Raw genomic sequence first — 20,055 nt, 5'->3', positions numbered from 1 at the left:
ACATGAGTGTACACATTGGAGCTCAAGAAGGACAAATTGCAGAAACGGTATTACTTCCAGGGGATCCGCTTCGCGCCAAATATATCGCGGAAACGTTTTTAGAAGACGTCGAATTATATAACGAAGTTCGTGGCATGTACGGCTTCACGGGAACATACAAAGGCAAACGGATCTCGGTTCAAGGTACGGGGATGGGTGTCCCATCGATGTCGATTTACGTGAACGAACTCATCATGTCGTACGGTGCTAAAAACTTGATTCGTGTCGGAACAGCGGGCGGAATTCAAGAAGATGTTAAAGTGCGTGACGTTGTCATCGCGATGAGCGCATCAAGTGAAATGGGACAAAACCGTGTCCGTTTCAACGGAATGGACTATGCGCCAACAGCGACGTTCGACCTCCTACATCGTGCGTATATGAATGCAGAAAAAGCGGGTATCCCGGTCAAAGTCGGACAAATCTTCACGGCTGACCAATTCTATCAAGATGATTTCCATCACTTCAAGAAATGGGCGGACTTCGGTTGCCTCGCGATCGAGATGGAAGCAGCAGGTCTTTACACGCTTGCAGCGAAACATAAAGTGAACGCGTTGACGATCCTCACGATCTCTGACCACTTGTTGACGGGTGAAGAGACGACTTCAGAAGAGCGTCAGTCGACATTTGATGAAATGATTCGTGTCGCTCTCGACACAGCCGTCGAAGTGACAAACTAAGCGATTTTCCCTATAGCCTTTGGCTGTAGGGATTTTTTGTGTCTAAACCCATTCATCCCTATGAAACGGTTGGAGCTCCAGCTAGACTAAGAATAAGATCACGGAAAAGAGGAATTGTCCGATGAAAACTCCACCACGTTTTATATTATATGCCATCGTATTTTTTGCCTTTTTTGATTTGTTCGCCCAACTTCCGATCATGAGCACGTTTGCGGTATCCGTTGGGGCATCTTCGTTTATCGCTGGCTTATCCATTGCAATCTATTCGTTGACGAACACGTTTGGAAATATGTTATCTGGTATATGGACTGACAGAAATGGTCCATATCGGGTTTTGGTTCTCGGCTTGTTTCTGACGAGCTTCAGTTTATTGGCTTATCAGTTCGTCGACTCAGCATCCATGTTGCTGTTTGTACGGTGTATTCATGGCTTTATGGCCGGACTCATCGTCCCAGCTGCATTTACGCTGTCGGCGAACGTCACCGCGATGAACCGTCAAGGTAAGAAAGTCGCCATTACCGGTAGTTTCGTCGGGTTAGCTGCCATTATCGGTCCAGCATTCAGCGGTATCGTCGCAAGCATCACATCGCCACCAACTGTCTTTTTATTCGTCTCTTTATTCGGTTGGGTGATTCTCATCGTGACGATTGTGACAATGCGAGGAAGTCAAAAGGTCGAGACAATAATAGAAAAAGAGAGGACACGGGAAAAACCGGATCCGAAAGTGCTTCGTGCCTATTGGGGCGCTTTTTTCCTCATGTTTTCTCAAGGGGCGCTCGCCTTTTTACTGCCGCTCCATGTGCAGGAACTTGGATATGATTCACGATTGAGCGGGACATTGCTCAGTATGTTCGGCGTGGTAGCCGTCCTGTTCTTTTTATTGCCGACGAACCGATTGTTTGATCGATTCTCTCCGACAAAGTTGACCGCACTTGGGGTGGCTATCATCGGGATAAGCCAGGTGTTAATTGGACAATCGGGTGTACAAACTAGCCTGTATGGGGTACTTGCCTTATATGGTGTCGGGTTTGCCATTTTATTCCCGGCCATTAATACGTTGTTGATCCAATCGACCTCTCCACAAAATCGAGGGAAAGCATACGGGGCGTTCTATGCCTTTTTCTCTCTCGGAACGGTAGCGGGGTCATCATTCTTAAGTGTTCTTCCACTCTCGATCGTCCAGCAGTTCACACTGACCGGCTTGATTTTAGGGAGCGCAAGCCTGCTCTTTCTAATCAGCGCGCGAAAAAGAGTACGGATGTTTTGACACGAGGGAAGCAATCACTTACTCTACGATTAAGCGTTTAAACATTTAAACGCTTTGTATTATAGTAGGTTGATGAAAGCGTTTTTTTAGATTCACGTTTCACACGATGATAAAATGAGATAAATGTGATGAATCATTAAGGAGGAAAGTTCATGCTGGCACCGATTGAACAGTTGACGATTGACGAGCTAGTCCAAAAACAGCGCCGTTTCTTTAAAACACAGGCGACAAAATCGATGGCATTTCGTTTGAGCATGCTGACGTTTTTAAAGGAGTCCATTAAGCATTATGAAGCGGATTTGCTTGAGGCACTTCGCGAAGATTTGAACAAATCCGAATTGGATGCGTATACGACAGAAATCGGATTTATTTACGATGAGATTTCACGAACGATGCGTGAATTGAAGCGGTGGATGCGTCCGAAGCGTGTCCGTGGGACGGCGATTCATCTTGGGATGAAGAGTGAGATTCAGTATGAGCCGTACGGTACGGTGTTGATCATCGCTCCATGGAATTATCCATTCCAATTGGCTGTTGCTCCGCTCATTGGTGCGATTGCCGCAGGGAATACAGCTGTTGTCAAACCTTCAGAATTGACGCCGAATGTTGCGCGTGTCCTGACGCAGGTGCTCGAGCGTGCCTTCACCAATCGATATGTGGCAAGTGTCGAAGGGGATAAAGACACAGCGCAAGAGCTGTTGGCACAAAAATGGGATTACATCTTCTTCACGGGATCGACGCAAGTCGGGCGAATCGTCAATCAGGCGGCAGCGAAGCATCTGACACCAGTCACGCTCGAACTAGGTGGGAAATCACCAGTCATCGTTCACGGAGATGCGAACGTCTCCATTGCGGCAAAACGTGTCGCCTGGGGGAAATGGATGAATGCCGGTCAAACATGTGTCGCACCAGACTATGTGCTCGTCCACGAATCGCAACAAGACGCATTTTTAGAAGCGATTAAACAAGAGGCGTTTGCGATGTTCGGGAATGGTGTCGGCACGAAACGATACACGCGTATCGTCAATGAACCGCACTTCGACCGTTTGTCTCACTATTTGACAGAAGGGGACCTTGTGTTCGGTGGAGAGACGAACCGAGATGAGCTTAAAATTGCGCCGACCGTCATGACAAATCTTCATGAAGATGCTGATGTGATGAAAGATGAGATTTTCGGTCCGATTTTACCAGTCATTCCATATCGTCAATTGGACGAAGTAATCGAGTTCATCTCAGACCGACCACACCCATTGGCTCTCTATCTCTTTAGCGAGTCGAAGGAAGTGGAGAGAACCGTCATGAAGCACCTTTCCTTTGGAGGCGGGTGCGTGAATGATGTCATCATGCATTTGACGAATCCGAATCTACCGTTCGGTGGAGTGGGCGAGAGCGGAATGGGGGCTTATCATGGTCGAACGAGTTTTGAGACGTTCAGTCATGCGAAGTCTATTTTAAAGAATACGACGAAATTTGATTTACCGGTCCGGTATCCGAACTTCAAACCGGCTGAACAATTGATTCGACTGATTCAACGATGAATCGATCAAGAGATTCGGGGTCGCACCCGAATCTTTTTATTTTCAAAAGGTTGTTTGAAATGTCACATACTTTTATGATACTCCCTGTCACACTCCTGTATAATAAAGTCATAAATGGAACGGACGAATGAAACGTGGAGGGAGCACCGACCTATGTCAATGCAATGTGGAACGACCCAACCGAACAGTTTTGTATTCTCAGATGAAACGAAACAGCTGTTACTCGAAATGATGACGCTTCAACATCACCCAAAAGCGAGTATCGTGTGTTGGGAAGGTGAAAAGTGTGATAAGTTCTTTTACTTGAAGAGTGGATCTGTCAAATTCACGAAAATTACGAAAAAGGGAAATCCACTCGTCATGTTCATGTATGGATCGGATGATTTCTTTGGTGAGTTTGACATCGCGGAGACATTCCCTAGTTCGTATAGCATCGAAACGACCGAAGAGAGTACAATCGGGACGATTTCAAAACGAGAATTAGAGTCGCTCATGCAGCGCGATATCCGTTTTGCCGGAGAAATCTTGCGCTGGACGTCGATGATGCGTAAGCACTCCGAGATGAAAGTGCGTGACTTATTGTTGTACGGAAAACCAGGGGCATTGGCTTCGACGTTACTTCGAATGGCCGCGATGCATGGAGTGGAGGAAGAAGATGCAATCGTGATTCCTCGTCATCCGTCTGACGGAGAACTCGGACAACTGATTGGAGCACCGCGTGAGACGGTGAACCGATTGATCAGTCAGTGGAGAAAAGAAGGAGTCATCAGCACAACAACGAAATCAATCATCATTCGCGATGTCGACTTTTTAAAAGAGTTATGCCATTGCGAAGGTTGCCCGGCAGGAATATGTCGTTTGTAAACCGCCCCATGTGGAGGCGGTTTTTTTGTGGATTGGTTTTGTACAAATGTGAACTTTATGTGTTGAAACTACGCAAAATTGATGTGATTGTCACTTTTGGAGTGATAAATATCACATATTATCGCCTGAGCGATTGCATACAATAAAGGTGGAAAAACAAGCGAAAGGGGTCTTACACGTGGAACATAAAGATGGACAAGAACCGAATTTAAAAGGAACGTTCACATCGGTCATGATCGTGGCGGGTGTCATCATCGCCATGTGGTCATCAGTCTTTTACTTATTCGTCACTCGATAAGAATTCAGGGAGGAGGGTCTCATCATGCATATTCATAAACTAGAAAAATATTGGCTTACATTCGGCATCATTCTACTCGCAGTCTTCCTGACTGTTCTCGGGGTATCCGCATTCGCGGCAGGTAATCAACCCGCATCGGATGCAGACTTGATTGACCCGGCAAAAGTAAATCAGACGGCTCCGTTCGACAAACCAGGACTTCATAAAATTGGTGAAAATGAGTACGAGCTCGTCATGATTGCGCAAGCGTTTACGTTCACACCAGGGAATGTTGAAATCCCAAAAGGGGCAAAAGTGACGTTCCTCGTGACATCACCTGACGTTGTCCACGGATTTCAGTTGACGGGTACACCGGTCAACATGATGATCATTCCGGGACATATCAACTCGTTGACGTACACATTCGAGGAAGCTGGCGAATTTTTAATCTTGTGTAACGAATATTGCGGTACAGGGCATCACATGATGTCGACTAAAATCAAGGTGGTGGAATAAATGAATGACGTATCATCTAAACTGAAGCAATGGGAGATGGAGCGCGGCGTACCGGTTCCGAGTATCGGAGCCAAAGAGTCACGTCTTGCCTACGGACACGTTCTCGTATCCGTTCTCGCCATCTTGATTGGGGCGCTAGCTGGATTGACTCAGACATTGATTCGGACGGGTGTCATTCCTGAAATCTTTGGATACTATCAACTTCTGACTGCACACGGAATCATGCTTGGACTCGTCTTTACGACGATGTTCATTATCGGTCTTTTATATGCGTTACTTGCGAAATCGTTCGGTCGCTTTGAAGCATTCCCGACGCGTGTCGCGTGGCTCGGTTTTTGGACGATCATCATCGGTGCTGTCATGGTAACCGTCATGATTTTGGCGAATAAAGGGACGGTCTTATATACGTTTTATGCGCCGCTCATGGCAGATCCGCTCTTCTATGTCGGACTCGTGTTATTCGTAGTCGGGACATGGTTGTCGTCTTTCGCGATGTTCCGCATGTATGCGGATTACAAGCGTGACAACCCTGGTGTTCATCCACCACTTCCGGCTTATATGAGTATCATGACGATGCTTCTTTGGGACATTGCGACACTTGGTGTCGCAGCCACGATTTTATTCCAACTCCTTCCGCTCTCGTTAGGATGGACGGATACAGTTGGAATCGAGTTATCTCGTACATTGTTCTGGTACTTCGGTCACCCGCTCGTTTATTTCTGGCTCATGCCGGCATATATCGTGTGGTATACGGTCGTACCGAAAGTGATCGGTGGGAAGATTTTTTCGGATGCGTTGGCGCGGATGGCGTTCTTGCTGTTCTTACTCTTCTCATTCCCGGTCGGTTTCCACCATCAGTTGACAGAGCCAGGGATTGAACCGTTCTGGAAGTTCGTTCAAGTCATCTTGACGTTCTTGGTCGTCATCCCATCATTTATGACAGCATTCTCGCTCTTTGCGACGTTCGAACTTCGTGGACGTGCGCTCGGCGCGAAAGGACTGTTCGGATGGGTGAAGAAAATGCCATATGGTGACGTTCGCTTCCTTGCTCCTTTCGTTGGGATGTTGTTCTTCATCCCGGCCGGTGCAGGTGGAATCATCAATGCTTCGCACCAATTGAATGCAATGGTCCACAATACGCTTTGGGTCACAGGACACTTCCACATCACAGTAGGTACTGCCGTCGCCTTGACGTTCTTCGGAACAGCGTACTGGCTCGTCCCAGTCCTACGCGGTCGCACGTTGACGAAGGCGATGAACAAGCTTGGATTGATTCAAGCAGGAACATGGGCGTTCGGTATGGCGATCATGTCCTATGCAATGCATATCTCAGGATTGAACGGGAACCCACGTCGTACGGGTCCGGCAACTTATTTCTCGGATGCGTTGACGCGTGAGTGGATCCCATATCATGTCATGATGGCAATCGGGGGAACGATTTTGTTCATCTCTGTTCTCATCTTCGTCTACTCGATGTTCAACTTGTCATTCCTCGCTCCAAAAGGCGAAGAAGAATTCCCGCTCGCCGAGACAGAAGAGGCGGCGATGGATACACCGCGTTACTTCGAGAATTGGAAGCTATGGATTACCGTGACGTTCGTCTTGATCGCATTTGCATACACCGTTCCAATCTGGCACTTGATTGAGAGTGCGCCTCCAGGAGCGCGTGGTTGGGTACTCTGGTAAACTGAAGTCAGCTCATTCGTGAGCTGACTTCTTTTGTGTGAGGAGGAACGATATGAACATAGTAGACGTCATCCGTGCGGCGCGTTCGATGCACTCAGAGAATCGACCGTTTGTCGTGGCGATTGATGGACTGAGCGGAGCGGGCAAGACAACGCTCGTCTCACATTTGAGCAATGAGCCGAGTGTTTACGTTCTTCACATCGATGACTATATCGTTGAACGGGACAGACGCTATCAGACCGGAAAGCCCGAACCGGTGGAGTATTACGCACTTCAATGGGATGTCTCGCGCTTAGAACGTGAACTGTTTCGTCCATTGAGGAATGGGATGACGGAATTGACGTTACCTCGTTACGTGTATGAACGAGATGTCATCGCAGAAGAGATCGTGGACGTATCGTTCGCGCATACGGTTGTCGTAGAAGGGATTTTTCTACAACGTCCTGAATGGCGTTCTTATTTCGACTATGTGATTTATCTCGACTGTCCCCGAAAAGTTCGGTACGAGCGAGTTTTGAACCGGGATACATACCTCGGTGATCCGACAACACGGCTTGAGAAATACAAGCGCCGGTACTGGCCAGGAGAAAATTTGTATCTTCGGGACGTCGACCCGAAAAGAGGGGCAGATAGCGTGCTCTGACTGAACGTTTTAACATCTGACGCACGTGTCAGATGTTTTTTGTTTGGAGAAAATTTGAAAAAATGATTGACGTCTTAGTGTATTACGCTAATAATACAGTTAGAAAGTGTATTAACCATGTCATACACTTAGAAAGGTGATGAACATGCAATTCAATACGAGGACACCAGTTTACCTACAAGTCGTCGACTACTTCAAGAAGAAGATGGCACTCGGTAAACTGAAAGCCGGGGATGAAATGCCATCCCGGCGAGAACTAGCGAACGATTTAAAAATTAATCCGAACACCGTTCAAAAAGCGTTCAAAGAAATGGAGGACCAACAATTGATTACGACCGAACGAAATCGACCGAGTCGTGTAACGACAGATGGTACGGTATTGGCAAAAATCCGCTCTGAGATTGTAGATGACGCGGTCGCGGTATTTGTGGAAGCGATTCAAGAACTCGACGTCTCGGTAGACGAGCTGGTCGATAAGATTAAACGTCAGTACAAGGAGGGGACGTACGATGATCGAAGTGTTGGGAGTTAAAAAGCGCTATCGCCGGAAACAAGTTATTGAAGACGTTTCGTTCACAGCGAAAAAAGGGGAAATCACGTGCCTGATCGGGCTGAACGGGACGGGGAAATCAACGTTATTGAAGGGCATCATGGGATTGACACCTTTTGATAAAGGTTCGGTATTGATTGATGGAAAACCAATTGATTTGAATCGTGTCGCCTTTGTCGCCGACCATGCGATGTTCCCAATTCATTTCACGATTGAGCAATGTGAAGCGTTTATGAAAGATTTCTATCCGACATTTGATTCGGCATTATTTGCTCGTCTCGTCGAAGATTTTAAATTATTCCCGGAAGATAAGTTGAGCGAGTTATCGAAAGGGACGCTCGCCAAAGCGAATCTTGCGCTCGGCATTGCCCAAGACCCAGATTATCTATTGCTCGATGAGCCGTTCTCAGGAATCGATGTCTTTTCGAAAGAACAGATTGTTGAACTGTTCTCAAGTGAAATCATGGAGAGCCGGGGCGTCCTCATTACGACACATGAAATAGAGGATATCGAGTACTTGATCGACAAGGTAGTCATGTTGAATAACGGACGCATCGTTCGTGAGTTTGACGTCGAGGATGTCCGTTTCATTCACGGGAAGTCGATCGTCGATGTGATGAGAGAGGAGTACGGGGCATGAATCTATTGAAACTATTGAGTTGGGAAGTTGAACGTGTCACGAAACCGTTCTTGACATTAGTCGCAGGTCTTATCGTTATACAGTTTGGATATCTCGGTTACTTTTTATGGGACGAAACAAACTTTTATGAACAGTTGCGACGTGAAGGAAATGCGGACTATCAATTGTCATTTTCAGACTACCTTGGAGATACACCTTATCTCCTGTCGCTCGGCATTGCGGTCGCAGTGGTGTTATTATACAGTGCATGGATTTGGTATCGCGATTTTCAAGGACGTGGGACGTTTATGTTGCGACTACTCACGATGCCACAAAAACGGATGGTCATCATTTTCGCTAAACTTTGCACTATTTTAATGATGACGTTAGGACTATTTGCCATTGAGTGGATTGCCCTTAAATTGCAGTACATAGCGTTCACGAGTTGGTTCGATGACAAGATGATTCCGACTCAAGGATCATTTGAACAAACACTGTCGTATCAGGGAATATTGTCTCTGATGTATCCTTCTTCGCTCATCAACTTTATCATTCATCAAGTATTTATTGTCATCGTTGTCCTATTTGTTTTCACATTTGTGTTGATTGAACGGAGTTTCTGGCAGTGGACGATCTGGTCACCGGTACTTAGCTTGTCAATTCTAGTTGTCATCTTTACTATTCCAGTTTTAGGTTACGCGTTCTTGTCGAATCGACTAATTTACGATGAGACGATTGTGTATGTCGGTGTGGTATTGATGGTATGGACGAGTGTGACGATTTGGCTAAGTCGAAGATTTTTACAGACGAAATTGAATGTGTGAGGTGAGAAGATGAAACGAATGTGGAATATGGCCGCGCTCGGTGCGGTCATCGTGATTGGGCTTGGGACGTTTGCCGTTGATGCGACAGAACCGAAAGCAGAATGGGCGTTAGACATCAGTTCGAATCCATCTGTGTGGGAAGACGCGGTGGTAGAGGTCACGTATGGCACAGAGGACGATGTTGCACAGTGGTTTGAAGTGACGACGGATGAGAGTCGTATCACGTCAAACTTGAATTATATTGCTGAGGGACTGCGATATCGTGAACGTTTGAATGAGGGAGAACGTTCGATTCATCGACAAATGAACGGAATGACGTATGCGGAATCGATTCGAACAGAGGATGGATACATCGGGGTCGGTCAGAATGGGATGAAAGAGCTCATCGTATTTACACAAGAAGATGGAGAAAAGTTATCGACGTTTTCGTTCGATGCCAGTGATTCAAAAATATACGACATCGTGAACGGGGTATGGTCAGGCGTATTTCTGAATGATAGTCAGTTAAACTTAATCTATCGAGATGGATACGACGGTGAAGAAAAAACGATGCTCGCCACGTTTGATCAAGCGATGAATGAGGTGTCGGTCAAAGAAGTGAATATGGACAAAGGATTTATCACCCATGTCATCAATACGAATCGTTTTTACGCTACCGATGTATCCTCTCAAGTGACAGAAACTCGTTACATCTCTGTCGGTGTCAGCTCGTACGAAGTGATCCGAGAAGGAGAAGAGGAAATCAATGTTGAGGATCCGAACCCAGGACTCTTCGCTTACGATACAAAAACGGGTAAAGTTGTTCAATTGGCTGAAGGTCAGGACTTTTGGGATCATACAGTGTCGGGTCACCACCTGTTCGCCTTAAATGAGGATGGCGAGGAAGTCGTCATCGACTTGAACACCGGGAAGCAGATGACTCGTAAAGTTCTCGATTCAGTGGATCACGCCTTCTATGAAAATGGTCGCCTGTACCAAACGCGCCAAGCGAAAGACGGTGTCGTCATCGATGTATACGAGGATGGGAAACAAATCTCGAGTGCGGCGATCACGCCTGAAAACGAAGAAGCGCGTGACATGCTCAAACAGATTGACGTAGATGTCAGACAAAAATAAGCAAAGGGCCGCGGCCCTTTGCTTATTTTGATGGTTTCGGTATGATGACGCCTTCTTCTAAATCCAGCAACAAGTCAATCAGTTCCGCGCAGAACTCCGGGAACTGCTCCAAAAAGGCACCGGGACCGACTTCATCTGTAAAGTCGATATACAGATCGGCGACATTCCCAGACATCTTCGCAGGTAAGGCGAGAAACGCAGAACCGAAACGCCAACTACCTCGGATATCGAGTAACTTCCCGAGGACGAGGTCGCCGGTCTCACGTTCTTCTGGTAACTGAACAGCGTATGTCTCTTTGGACTCCCAGTCTTTCAACTGACCGCCCTCCGTCACTTCAAAGATGCTACAACGCGGAACGGCTAATCCACGGAGTGCGTGATAGAGGGCAGGGGACATGTCGCTCTTATGGTCTGCCAAGTAGCGACCATGGGGTGTCATCCCGTCCTCATCCGTCTCAAAGAAGACGGCCCAATCGATGAAGAGGTCACGGAAGAGTTCGGCATCTTTTAAGTGCCATGTCCCTTCCGATGCGATCTCTTGAATATAGTTCGTCCATTGTGTGCTTCGCGCGAGAGCCGCTTGCTCATACAACTTTTTCAGTTCGGCAAGCAATTCGGACTCTTCGACGAGCAAAGGGAAGGGAATTACTTTCCGGTCTTTTTTCATCGGCGCGGTCCTCGCTTGTTCGCAGGACGTTTGACGACAGGAGGCTTCTCCTCAATCCGTTTCTCAATCACGTCACCGCGATAGATTTCGAGCTCTTTCAACTCGACACCGAGTTGACGCGCGAACGATTTCAAGTGCGGCAGGTCATCCGTCGTCACGAGTGAAAGGACAGTCCCTCCCGCGTTACCACGAGCGGTACGGCCAGAACGGTGGATGAAGTCATCAATTGACTCCGGTAAGTCGAAATGGACGACGTGTGTCACATCTTCAATATCGAGACCGCGTGCAGCAAGACCAGTCGTGATAAGGAGCGGGTATTCGCCTTTACGGAATTCGCGGAGCGTCTCGACGCGTTCGCGCTTCCCTTTTAAGCTGTCGAGCATCCGGTAGTTCACTTTCAACTTTTCAAGTTCTCCGCGAAGCGGTGGCAAGAACGAGCGGTTGTTGATGAAGGCGAGTGCCTTCACACCGTCGACGTGTGAAAGACGACGAAGAAGTTCCGGTTTATACCGGCGTGTCGTCAACAGATAGCCGTACGTCACTTGATCACTGACAGCACGTTCGATTTTGATATGTGCCGGCTCGTTCATGAATGGTGACGCCCACTCTTGGAGTGAATCGGTGAGTGTTGCCGAGACGAGTGCAAGTTGACGCTCATGCGCAGTATGCTTGATGATGCGCTCTGCCGCCTCTGTCAAACCGCTGTCGATGATTTGGTCGGCCTCATCTAAAATGACGGTATGTGTCTCGTGGAGCTTCAGTTTTTTCTTGTCGATCAACTCGACGAGACGACCTGGTGTCCCAACGATCAAATGTGGCTTCTTCTTGATTCGGTCGATTTGACGTTTCAATTCGACACCACCGATGAACGAACCGATGCGGACGTCGCCTTTTTCGGTGAAACGTTGTGCGACTTGTTGAATCTGCATGACAAGTTCACGGGTCGGGGCGACGACAACGACTTGGATGCGGTCATTCGATGGGTCGATCTTTTCAATGGCTGGAAGGAGGTAGGCGAGTGTCTTACCCGTTCCGGTTGGTGCCTCGATTGTCACGTCTTTTCCATCTAATAGTAGGGGAAACGCTTCTTTTTGGACCGGCATCGGCTCACTGAAGCCCATCCGATCCCACGTTTCGTTAATAAAAGGTTTTGTAAAATTCATATTCGGTCTCCTTATCTTTAGGCAAAAACAAAGGAAGCGACAGCGCTCCCTCGTCAAATATAGCGAACATGCTCCTGACCATCTTCCATGGAAGAACGTAACGTCTGTGTATACGTCTGACCGTCTTCGATGAGTTGGATGTGGGCGTCTGCACCTTCTGCTGTCAATTCAACTTTCTCAATCGTGAATCCTTGATAAACGCGATACTGTAACTCGGCCGTCATGTTCTCGAACGGTTTCAGTTCCGGATGTGTCGTAATGACATGGATTGGACGCGACAAAAGTGCGGCGAGTAGCTGATCGCGATAATCGATAAAATCTTCGTTCTCGATGTCATCATCGAAGCGGATCCAAAACCCTCCGTCTTCAAATTCTGTGATAAATCCGTCACGCTTTTCGCCAGCCTCATCGACCTTTAATGAGATGCGATCGCCAACCTGAAAGGCATGATTTGCTGTTAATGGTTCATACGTCATGAGTAGAACCCCTTCCTCTTATACAATGTTCTGCCTTCATTGTGTCTGATACGACACAAAAATTCAAGTTCTAACCGAGTGATGTGAGATTAATCACCTTAAAAACTGTATAGTTCGTCACAGAACAATCAAATTAGTACAGATGATAGGTAAACGTTATCTAATTGGGAATCATCTGTTTCAAACTATATAAACTAGCGGATATAACAGTTTGTAAAACGCTTTCAATAACGGCTGTTTCATCACGTTCATAAGATTGTTACAAGTTTCACAAGAATGTAAAACATATTGTTCACGTTTTCACGTACACTCACAGTATAGATAACACGCAGTTACTTTCGAGAATGAGGAGTGAATCAACATGGCAACCGAAATCAAATCCGCATGGTCAGGTTTTATCCCTGGTCAGTGGACGAATGAAGTGAATGTCAGTGAATTTATCCGTTTGAACCGTCATGAGTACACAGGAGACGATACGTTTTTAGCAGGTCCGACTGAAGCGACAAACGTTCTTTGGAATCGTGTGATGGAACTAACAAAAGAAGAGCGTGAACGTGGAGGCGTCTGGGACGTCGATCAACACACACCATCGACAATTGTGTCGCATGGACCAGGTTACTTAAACAAAGAGTTAGAGAAAGTCGTTGGCGTTCAGACGGATGAGCCGTTCAAACGTTCGATTCACCCGAATGGCGGCATCCGTATGGTCGATGCGGCACTCGAATCATATGGTTTCGAGCCAGACGAAGAAATCACAAAAATTTACTCAGAGATTCGTAAAACACATAACCAAGGTGTCTTCGATGCCTATACACCAGAAATGCGGGCCGCTCGTAAATCAGGAATCATCACAGGGCTTCCCGATGCATACGGACGCGGACGCATCATCGGTGACTACCGTCGTGTCGCCCTTTATGGAATCGACTTCTTGATGGCAGAACGCAAAAAAGACTTGGCAAAACGTGGCGGTTTCTTATCTGAATCGGACATCCGTGACCGCGAAGAACTATCGGAACAACTTCGTGCCCTCCAAGAACTTAAACAACTCGGGGCCGCTTATGGATTTGACCTCGGTCGTCCTGCGGAAAATACGCAAGAAGCATATCAATGGGTATACTTGGCGTATCTTGCTGCCATCAAAGAACAAAACGGTGCCGCGATGTCACTCGGTCGCGTCTCGACCTTCCTTGACGTGTACGCTGAACGTGACCTTGAAATGGGTCGCTTAACAGAATCAGACGTCCAAGAAATCGTTGACCACTTCATCATGAAACTTCGAATCGTCAAATTCTTACGGACACCGGACTACAATGAATTATTCTCAGGTGACCCGACTTGGGTGACAGAATCAATCGGTGGGATGAGTCAAGACGGTCGCTCGAACGTCACGAAGAGTTCATTCCGGTTCTTGCATTCACTCACGAACCTCGGACCAGCTCCAGAACCAAACTTGACGGTCCTTTGGTCGACGAAACTTCCAGAAGGATTCAAACAATACTGTGCGAAAATGTCGATTGAAACTTCGGCTATTCAATATGAGAACGATGACTTGATGATGCCACAATTCGGTGATGACTACGGCATCGCATGTTGTGTGTCACCGATGAAGATCGGGAAACAAATGCAGTTCTTCGGTGCGCGTGCCAACATGGCGAAGGCTCTCCTTTATAGCATGAACGGCGGTCGTGACGAGAAGAGCGGTGCTCAAATCGCTCCAGTTTGGGAAATGAACACAGAAGACGTGCTTACGTACGAAAAAGTATATGCCGACTTTGACCGGACGCTCGACTGGTTGGCAGAGCTATACGTGAATACGCTCAACGTCATTCACTTCATGCACGATAAATATGCGTATGAACGAATCGAAATGGCGCTTCACGATCCTGAAATCTTACGGACGATGGCTTGTGGGATCGCGGGTCTCTCGGTAACGGCGGATAGTCTTTCAGCAATCAAATACGCAAACGTCAAACCGATCCGTAATGAAGAAGGAATCATCGTCGACTTCGAAACAGAAGGGGACTTCCCGAAATTCGGAAACAATGATGACCGTGTCGATGCAATCGCCGTCGAACTCGTCGAATCATTCATGGAGAAAGTACGGAAACATAAAACATATCGTGACGCACTTCATACGCAATCGGTCCTCACGATCACATCGAACGTCGTCTACGGTAAGAAAACAGGAAATACGCCAGACGGTCGTCGTGCGGGTGAACCATTCGCTCCAGGTGCCAACCCAATGCATGGACGGGATACAAAAGGTGCGGCTGCATCGCTCTCATCTGTTGCGAAACTTCCATTTGAACACGCACAAGACGGAATCTCTTACACGTTCTCAATCGTACCGAAAGCACTCGGAAAAGAAGAAATCGCGCGCGAACTCAACTTGGCGGCGCTTCTCGATGGGTACATGAGCGGAGAGCACAAAGGACATCACTTGAACGTTAACGTCTTCAACCGCGAGACGCTTCTCGACGCAATGGAACATCCAGAAGAATATCCACAACTCACAATCCGCGTATCAGGATATGCGGTCAACTTCATCAAGTTGACACGTGAGCAACAGATCGACGTCATCAACCGTACGTTCCACGGTTCGTTGTAAGTAAAGGCTTAGCGGCCTTCCACGGAGGGCCGCTCATTCGTTAGGAGGTCATTTCGATGACAATGGGATATGTACATTCGGTCGAATCATTCGGAACAGTTGACGGCCCAGGGATTCGCTTCATCGTCTTTTTACAAGGTTGTGCCTTGCGTTGTTTATACTGCCATAATGCGGACACGTGGGATTTCAAAAAGAATAACCACCGCTCGGCTGAAGACGTCATTCAAGAGGCGCTCAGTTACCGTCCGTTCATGGAAGCATCGAAAGGCGGCATCACCATTTCTGGTGGTGACCCACTCGCGCAACCTGAATTTTTAGAGGCGCTGCTGCGTGAAGCGAAAAAGCATGGGCTTCATACGACACTTGATACGTCCGGTGCGCTCCGACCTCCTAATTTGGATGCGATTTTAGATCACACCGACCTTGTCTTGCTCGATATCAAGCATATCGACGACGACATGTGTAAGAAGTTGACGGGACGTAGCAATGCCAACACGCTCGCGCTTGCCGAACACCTTTCCGAGCGCGGAACGAAAATGTGGATTCGCCACGTCCTTGTACCTGGATGGACGCTCGAAGAAGGTGCGCTTCGTCGCACCGCCGCGTTCATTCAAAAGCTAGACCATGTCGAGAAAGTCGAGATTTTGCCTTATCATGAGATGGGCGTCTACAAATGGGAGGCGCTCGGACTCGATTATCCGCTTAAAGGCACGAAGCCCCCGACATCCGAGGAAGTCGAATGGGCAGAAGGGATTTTGCAGGGAACCATATAAAAAAGCAAGCGCAGGCCGATGTGGTCTGCGCTTGTTTTATAAATCAGAAAATAAAGGTTTGGATGATTAAGAAAAGATTTAATGCGATGACGATTGTCGTAATTCCCCAACCGATCCATGTCGTCATCCGATGATTCACGAGTTCGCCCATCAAGGATTTGTTGCTCGTGAAGAGAAGCAGAGGAACGAGGGCGAATGCGATACCGAATGACAGGATGACTTGGCTCCACACGAGAGCATTCGTCAAGTTCACACCGGAAAGGATGAGTAAGAGTGGCGGAGCCATCGTAATCACACGACGTACATAAATCGGGATATGTTTTTGAATATAGCCTTGCATGACGACGTCTCCAGCCAAAGTCCCGACGGATGCGCTCGACAATCCGGCAACCATTAGTCCAATTCCAAACAGCATGGCGATCGGTGAACCTAAAAAGGAGTCAAATTGCTGGTGTGCAATCTCTAAGTCGCTCACGACGAATCCATTCTTATAGAAGACAGCGGCTGCGATTATTAGCATACTCGCATTGATTGCACCAGCGAGCACCATGGCAATCGTTACATCGATTCGTTCAAATTTCATGATACGTTTACGTGCGACGGCATCTTTACCCGTGATGCGTCGTTGTGTCAACGCAGAGTGTAAATAGATGGCATGAGGCATAACGGTAGCGCCTAATATTCCAGCAGCCAATAATATACTCTCCGTCCCATCGAACCGAGGGATGAGAAGACCGGATAAGAGTGGTTTTACTTCTGGTTGAGCACTGAACGTTTGAATGGCAAAAGCGAGCGCGACGACGAGTAGCATCCCCGTCACAATCGTTTCAAGTGGACGATATCCCCGACGTTGTACTTCCAAAATAGCAAAAGAACCGACGGCGGCCAGAAGTGCCGCTTGAATGAGTGTTACATCAAACACGAGATAAATTCCGAGTGCCGCCCCTACAAACTCTGCTAAATCTGTCGCCATGATCATGAGTTCGGCTTGAATCCATAAAAAGATAGCAGTCTTCTTAGAAAAACGGTCACGACAAATCTCAGGCAAGTTTTTTCCGGTCGCGATTCCAATTTTAGCAGACAATGTTTGAATCAATCCGGCCATCAAGTTAGCGACTAAGATGACCCATAAAAGCAAGTAACCGAATTGAGATCCAGCGGCAATGTTCGTTGCATAATTTCCGGGATCGATATAAGCGACCGAAGCGACGAACGCTGGACCTAAAAAAGGAAGGAGCGTCTTTATTTTTTGAGACATTGATTTGTGAGTGAGAGCCGAATCCACTTCGTTCAGCATGCCGAATCCTTCTTTCTTTTGCGTAATGGTTAATTTTTTTCCCTAGGTAAACTTTTTAAGTATACGGCAATTTTACGCCTGTGATGAGAACCTGTCAAATTTCAAATAAAAAACTGTGAGTCGTTTGACTCACAGTGCAACGGTTCTAAGGTCGACGTTTTTTCTTTTCTAATACACGAGCGTGTTCCGCCTGCTTCTTTTCCATATAAAGAAGTTCCTGTTCTAGCTTGACATAACTGGCATAGCGCTTCGCATCTAACGTACCGTTCGTTAGCGCTTCTTGAACGGCGCAGCCCGGTTCTTTCTGATGTGAGCAGTCGCGGAAGCGGCATGTCTCGGCAAGTGCTTCGATATCACGAAACGTCTCATCGAGATGCTCGCTTCCTTCCCATAGTCCGAATTCTCGCATCCCTGGTGTGTCGATGACGTATAAGTCATCGATCCGGAACAGTTCGCGGTGTGTCGTCGTATGTTTTCCGCGCTCGTCCTGCGCCCGGACGGCTTGCGTGACGGCAAGTGTCTCGTGGGCGAGGGCGTTCGTCAGCGTAGATTTTCCGACGCCGGACGAACCGACGAAGGCGATCGTGCTCTCACTCGGCAATGCGTGACGAAGTTCAGCCACACCTTCTCCCGTCACAGCACTGACGGGGAATACTTGAATTCCGGGTGCGTTCACTTGAATGTCTTCGAGCAATGTGTCGACGGAGTCGACTTGATCGGTCTTTGTCAAGACGATGATTGGGATTGCCCCGGTGTCCCAAGCGGCTAGCGTATAGCGTTCTAGGCGACGAATGTTGAAGTCGTGTCCACACGCCATCGTAATCAAGACGTAGTCGACGTTCGCGCAGATCAGTTGTTCACGTGTCTCGTTGCCGGCGGCCGCTCGTGAAAGAACGGTCCGACGCTCAAGGAGATGGTGAATCGTACCTTGACCATGCTCGCGAACTTGAATCGTGACATAATCGCCGATGACCGGGTAATCCCGTTCGCTCGTCGCGGCATGTCGAAATTTTCCGGAAACCCCGCACATATAGGCGTTTTCTCCGATTGATACCGTATAAAGATGTTGGAACTGTGCCGTGACACGTCCCGTTTCAGTTTGTTGATTCAAAAAGAATCCTCCCTTTAATGATGGAGGACGACAGCCCTCCGATTTGCTGACATTTGGTTACGTGCATGCATCATGTTGCTCATAAAACATCATCCTTTCGTTGTTCGATAGCATTAGTGTACCACAGTTATTGGAAACGGTACCATCTCAGTCTAAAGACCGAGGTGAAACAAGCCTTCCGCTCGTCGACCTATGTCAAATAACGTATTATGATAAGAGTGTACTTAACAAGGAGGGATGACAGATGAATCACCAAGTGAAAAAGGTGTTGTTCATCGTAGCCGCGATCGCTCTAGTGCTCGTGTTGATCGGTTCTTTACCGAATATGATCTTATTCGGATTAGGAGCGCTCTTGACGCTTTGGGCTGGAGTCCGTTTTCAGGCTGTGACACACATCGGTGCTAAAGTTGGTTTCGGGATCCTTGCCGTCATTGGGATTGGGACGATGCTCTCAAACATTTGGGCGCTCGTCGGAATCATTGTCGCGTGGTTGTTGTTTAAAGGGTATATGATGTATACAAGTGAAAAACGCGACCCGGATGTCGAGATTTTAAATGCAGACGGAACGCGTGCCGGTCGGAGCAGCTTCCAGCAGTTTGATCAAGTGTGGCAAAAATTTGTTAATCGTCGTTGAGATTTCATAAGGAGGATTCACCATGAAGACACCGTTTGATCAGTTTCGTGAATTAGCGAATGAATTGACGAAAGAAATTTCGAAAGAAGTGAAGAAGTATCAGGATAAAGAGATGCCACGTTCAAGTGGAGAAGCGGAATTGAACCGTCATATCCGCGGAGCGGAGAAGGAAGCGTTGTCGGTTGAACGACTCGTGGAACGTCAACGTACATTGCTTGCAGAACTTGCTGGAAAACGTGATGATGCCAAGAAGATGGCAGATAAACGATATGAGCAAACAGAACTGGCGAAACAAGCCGGGGAAGAAAAGTTGGCAGAACGTGCGGCACTCGAATCCAAACATTACGGGGAACAGTACCGTTACTTTGAAGGATTGATTGACGAAGGTGAGCGCGAGTTGGATACATTAGAGCGTCGTGCGCTCGAGATGAAACTCAAACTCGATGAGATGCAAAATAAACGCTATGAGTTTGCGATGCGCGAAAACCTAGACTTGTTAAAAGGGGCACTCGACCAAATCTTTGGTCAAAATACGTCTCAGTCGCATCCATTCACTGAGGAAGAACAACCTGCCGAAGAGAAGCAAGACGCGCAGGAAGATGAAGATGATTTTGAAGCAAAATTGAAAGAACTGGAGCGTCGCTTTAAACAAGAGTGAGGCGATGGTTCGGCGATGACCTGAACAAGGTCATCGCTTTCTTTGCTTCATA

The 20,055-nt window shown here is 47.5% G+C and carries 21 protein-coding genes; 16 read left to right on the top strand and 5 right to left on the bottom strand.

Going from position 1 to position 20,055, the window contains the following annotated elements; translation table 11 throughout:
- Nucleotides 1-2 precede the first annotated feature (2 nt).
- The 12 genes from deoD (at nt 3) to KNO73_RS12660 (ending at nt 10,616) form a co-directional block, all read left to right on the top strand.
- Entirely contained in the window at nt 3-716 is a 714-nt protein-coding gene (gene deoD / locus KNO73_RS12715) for a purine-nucleoside phosphorylase (RefSeq protein WP_015880817.1), read from the top strand.
- 121 nt (nt 717-837) lie between these two features.
- Nucleotides 838-1,983, top strand: a complete 1,146-nt coding sequence (locus KNO73_RS12710) for an MFS transporter (protein ID WP_078146333.1) — start codon at nt 838-840, stop codon at nt 1,981-1,983.
- Between the two features lie 152 nt (nt 1,984-2,135).
- Nucleotides 2,136-3,521, top strand: coding sequence for an aldehyde dehydrogenase (locus KNO73_RS12705; protein WP_078146334.1), 1,386 nt, complete (start codon nt 2,136-2,138; stop codon nt 3,519-3,521).
- 153 nt (nt 3,522-3,674) lie between these two features.
- Nucleotides 3,675-4,385: a Crp/Fnr family transcriptional regulator gene (locus KNO73_RS12700; RefSeq protein ID WP_078146335.1), complete on the top strand. Its 711-nt coding sequence runs from the start codon at nt 3,675-3,677 to the stop codon at nt 4,383-4,385.
- Nucleotides 4,386-4,563: 178 nt separating this feature from the next.
- Nucleotides 4,564-4,683, top strand: a complete 120-nt coding sequence (locus KNO73_RS12695; RefSeq protein ID WP_224863290.1) for a cytochrome c oxidase subunit 2A — start codon at nt 4,564-4,566, stop codon at nt 4,681-4,683.
- Nucleotides 4,684-4,707: 24 nt separating this feature from the next.
- On the top strand, nt 4,708-5,178 hold the full coding sequence (locus KNO73_RS12690) for a cytochrome c oxidase subunit II (RefSeq protein ID WP_078146336.1): 471 nt from the start codon (nt 4,708-4,710) through the stop codon (nt 5,176-5,178).
- On the top strand, nt 5,179-6,864 hold the full coding sequence (locus tag KNO73_RS12685; RefSeq protein WP_078146337.1) for a b(o/a)3-type cytochrome-c oxidase subunit 1: 1,686 nt from the start codon (nt 5,179-5,181) through the stop codon (nt 6,862-6,864).
- 52 nt (nt 6,865-6,916) lie between these two features.
- On the top strand, nt 6,917-7,507 hold the full coding sequence (locus KNO73_RS12680) for a kinase (protein WP_214689168.1): 591 nt from the start codon (nt 6,917-6,919) through the stop codon (nt 7,505-7,507).
- Between the two features lie 139 nt (nt 7,508-7,646).
- A complete protein-coding gene (locus KNO73_RS12675) occupies nt 7,647-8,039 on the top strand; it encodes a GntR family transcriptional regulator (protein ID WP_214812748.1) in 393 nt (130 codons plus the stop codon).
- The gene (locus tag KNO73_RS12670) at nt 8,017-8,697 is read left to right on the top strand and encodes an ATP-binding cassette domain-containing protein (protein ID WP_215112574.1); all 681 of its coding nucleotides are present in this window, start codon (nt 8,017-8,019) and stop codon (nt 8,695-8,697) included. Before KNO73_RS12675 ends, KNO73_RS12670 begins: the two co-directional genes overlap by 23 nt.
- The gene (locus KNO73_RS12665; protein WP_214818445.1) at nt 8,694-9,500 is read left to right on the top strand and encodes a hypothetical protein; all 807 of its coding nucleotides are present in this window, start codon (nt 8,694-8,696) and stop codon (nt 9,498-9,500) included. The genes KNO73_RS12670 and KNO73_RS12665 overlap by 4 nt, the downstream gene beginning before the upstream one ends.
- Nucleotides 9,501-9,509: 9 nt before the next feature.
- Nucleotides 9,510-10,616 carry a hypothetical protein gene (locus tag KNO73_RS12660; RefSeq protein ID WP_214818443.1) on the top strand — a complete coding sequence of 369 codons (1,107 nt, stop codon included), beginning with the start codon at nt 9,510-9,512 and terminating at the stop codon, nt 10,614-10,616.
- A gap of 22 nt (nt 10,617-10,638) precedes the next feature.
- On the opposite strand, the gene KNO73_RS12655 is transcribed toward KNO73_RS12660, so the two are convergent.
- The 3 genes from KNO73_RS12655 to KNO73_RS12645 are packed head-to-tail and all read right to left on the bottom strand — an operon-like array spanning nt 10,639 to nt 12,922.
- Nucleotides 10,639-11,283 (bottom strand): hypothetical protein, encoded by a 645-nt coding sequence (locus tag KNO73_RS12655; RefSeq protein WP_214818441.1) that lies wholly within the window; start codon nt 11,281-11,283, stop codon nt 10,639-10,641.
- The gene (locus KNO73_RS12650) at nt 11,280-12,446 is read right to left on the bottom strand and encodes a DEAD/DEAH box helicase (RefSeq protein ID WP_078146344.1); all 1,167 of its coding nucleotides are present in this window, start codon (nt 12,444-12,446) and stop codon (nt 11,280-11,282) included. The genes KNO73_RS12655 and KNO73_RS12650 overlap by 4 nt, the downstream gene beginning before the upstream one ends.
- Nucleotides 12,447-12,499: 53 nt before the next feature.
- The gene (locus KNO73_RS12645) at nt 12,500-12,922 is read right to left on the bottom strand and encodes a hypothetical protein (protein WP_015880830.1); all 423 of its coding nucleotides are present in this window, start codon (nt 12,920-12,922) and stop codon (nt 12,500-12,502) included.
- Between the two features lie 361 nt (nt 12,923-13,283).
- Here KNO73_RS12645 and pflB point away from each other — a divergent pair, with 361 nt between their 5' ends.
- Together pflB and pflA are read left to right on the top strand one after the other, a co-directional pair.
- Nucleotides 13,284-15,530, top strand: coding sequence for a formate C-acetyltransferase (pflB, locus tag KNO73_RS12640; RefSeq protein ID WP_078146345.1), 2,247 nt, complete (start codon nt 13,284-13,286; stop codon nt 15,528-15,530).
- Between the two features lie 56 nt (nt 15,531-15,586).
- Nucleotides 15,587-16,303: a pyruvate formate-lyase-activating protein gene (gene pflA / locus KNO73_RS12635; protein WP_078146346.1), complete on the top strand. Its 717-nt coding sequence runs from the start codon at nt 15,587-15,589 to the stop codon at nt 16,301-16,303.
- 43 nt (nt 16,304-16,346) lie between these two features.
- Here pflA and KNO73_RS12630 read toward each other — a convergent pair whose 3' ends face one another.
- Nucleotides 16,347-17,600 carry an Nramp family divalent metal transporter gene (locus tag KNO73_RS12630; protein ID WP_078146347.1) on the bottom strand — a complete coding sequence of 418 codons (1,254 nt, stop codon included), beginning with the start codon at nt 17,598-17,600 and terminating at the stop codon, nt 16,347-16,349.
- Between the two features lie 145 nt (nt 17,601-17,745).
- Nucleotides 17,746-18,711, bottom strand: coding sequence for a ribosome small subunit-dependent GTPase A (gene rsgA, locus KNO73_RS12625; RefSeq protein ID WP_214731572.1), 966 nt, complete (start codon nt 18,709-18,711; stop codon nt 17,746-17,748).
- A 244-nt stretch (nt 18,712-18,955) separates the two neighbouring features.
- On the opposite strand from rsgA, the gene KNO73_RS12620 reads away from it, so the two are divergent.
- Together KNO73_RS12620 and KNO73_RS12615 are read left to right on the top strand one after the other, a co-directional pair.
- Complete coding sequence (locus tag KNO73_RS12620) at nt 18,956-19,345, top strand: lmo0954 family membrane protein (RefSeq protein ID WP_031421063.1); 390 nt, start codon at nt 18,956-18,958, stop codon at nt 19,343-19,345.
- 22 nt (nt 19,346-19,367) lie between these two features.
- Nucleotides 19,368-20,003 carry a PspA/IM30 family protein gene (locus KNO73_RS12615; RefSeq protein WP_214685566.1) on the top strand — a complete coding sequence of 212 codons (636 nt, stop codon included), beginning with the start codon at nt 19,368-19,370 and terminating at the stop codon, nt 20,001-20,003.
- Nucleotides 20,004-20,055 lie beyond the last annotated feature (52 nt).

It is taken from the genome of Exiguobacterium sp. s83 (assembly GCF_018617095.1).
GTDB classification, from domain to species: Bacteria; Bacillota; Bacilli; order Exiguobacteriales; family Exiguobacteriaceae; genus Exiguobacterium; species Exiguobacterium profundum.
The sequence above is the reverse complement of the archived record's forward strand: the minus strand, read 5'-3'. Positions and strand labels throughout refer to the sequence as shown.

Excerpts from the sequence above, each read along its gene's own strand:
- deoD (WP_015880817.1), top strand. The coding sequence starts at position 3 with ATGAGTGTACACATTGGAGCTCAAGAAGGACAAATTGCAGAAACGGTA.
- KNO73_RS12710 (WP_078146333.1), top strand. The coding sequence starts at position 838 with ATGAAAACTCCACCACGTTTTATATTATATGCCATCGTATTTTTTGCC.
- KNO73_RS12705 (WP_078146334.1), top strand. The coding sequence starts at position 2,136 with ATGCTGGCACCGATTGAACAGTTGACGATTGACGAGCTAGTCCAAAAA.
- KNO73_RS12700 (WP_078146335.1), top strand. The coding sequence starts at position 3,675 with ATGTCAATGCAATGTGGAACGACCCAACCGAACAGTTTTGTATTCTCA.
- KNO73_RS12690 (WP_078146336.1), top strand. The coding sequence starts at position 4,708 with ATGCATATTCATAAACTAGAAAAATATTGGCTTACATTCGGCATCATT.
- KNO73_RS12685 (WP_078146337.1), top strand. The coding sequence starts at position 5,179 with ATGAATGACGTATCATCTAAACTGAAGCAATGGGAGATGGAGCGCGGC.
- KNO73_RS12680 (WP_214689168.1), top strand. The coding sequence starts at position 6,917 with ATGAACATAGTAGACGTCATCCGTGCGGCGCGTTCGATGCACTCAGAG.
- KNO73_RS12675 (WP_214812748.1), top strand. The coding sequence starts at position 7,647 with ATGAACATGCAATTCAATACGAGGACACCAGTTTACCTACAAGTCGTC.
- KNO73_RS12670 (WP_215112574.1), top strand. The coding sequence starts at position 8,017 with ATGATCGAAGTGTTGGGAGTTAAAAAGCGCTATCGCCGGAAACAAGTT.
- KNO73_RS12665 (WP_214818445.1), top strand. The coding sequence starts at position 8,694 with ATGAATCTATTGAAACTATTGAGTTGGGAAGTTGAACGTGTCACGAAA.
- KNO73_RS12660 (WP_214818443.1), top strand. The coding sequence starts at position 9,510 with ATGAAACGAATGTGGAATATGGCCGCGCTCGGTGCGGTCATCGTGATT.
- KNO73_RS12655 (WP_214818441.1), bottom strand. The coding sequence starts at position 11,283 with ATGAAAAAAGACCGGAAAGTAATTCCCTTCCCTTTGCTCGTCGAAGAG.
- KNO73_RS12650 (WP_078146344.1), bottom strand. The coding sequence starts at position 12,446 with ATGAATTTTACAAAACCTTTTATTAACGAAACGTGGGATCGGATGGGC.
- KNO73_RS12645 (WP_015880830.1), bottom strand. The coding sequence starts at position 12,922 with ATGACGTATGAACCATTAACAGCAAATCATGCCTTTCAGGTTGGCGAT.
- pflB (WP_078146345.1), top strand. The coding sequence starts at position 13,284 with ATGGCAACCGAAATCAAATCCGCATGGTCAGGTTTTATCCCTGGTCAG.
- pflA (WP_078146346.1), top strand. The coding sequence starts at position 15,587 with ATGACAATGGGATATGTACATTCGGTCGAATCATTCGGAACAGTTGAC.
- KNO73_RS12630 (WP_078146347.1), bottom strand. The coding sequence starts at position 17,600 with ATGCTGAACGAAGTGGATTCGGCTCTCACTCACAAATCAATGTCTCAA.
- KNO73_RS12620 (WP_031421063.1), top strand. The coding sequence starts at position 18,956 with ATGAATCACCAAGTGAAAAAGGTGTTGTTCATCGTAGCCGCGATCGCT.
- KNO73_RS12615 (WP_214685566.1), top strand. The coding sequence starts at position 19,368 with ATGAAGACACCGTTTGATCAGTTTCGTGAATTAGCGAATGAATTGACG.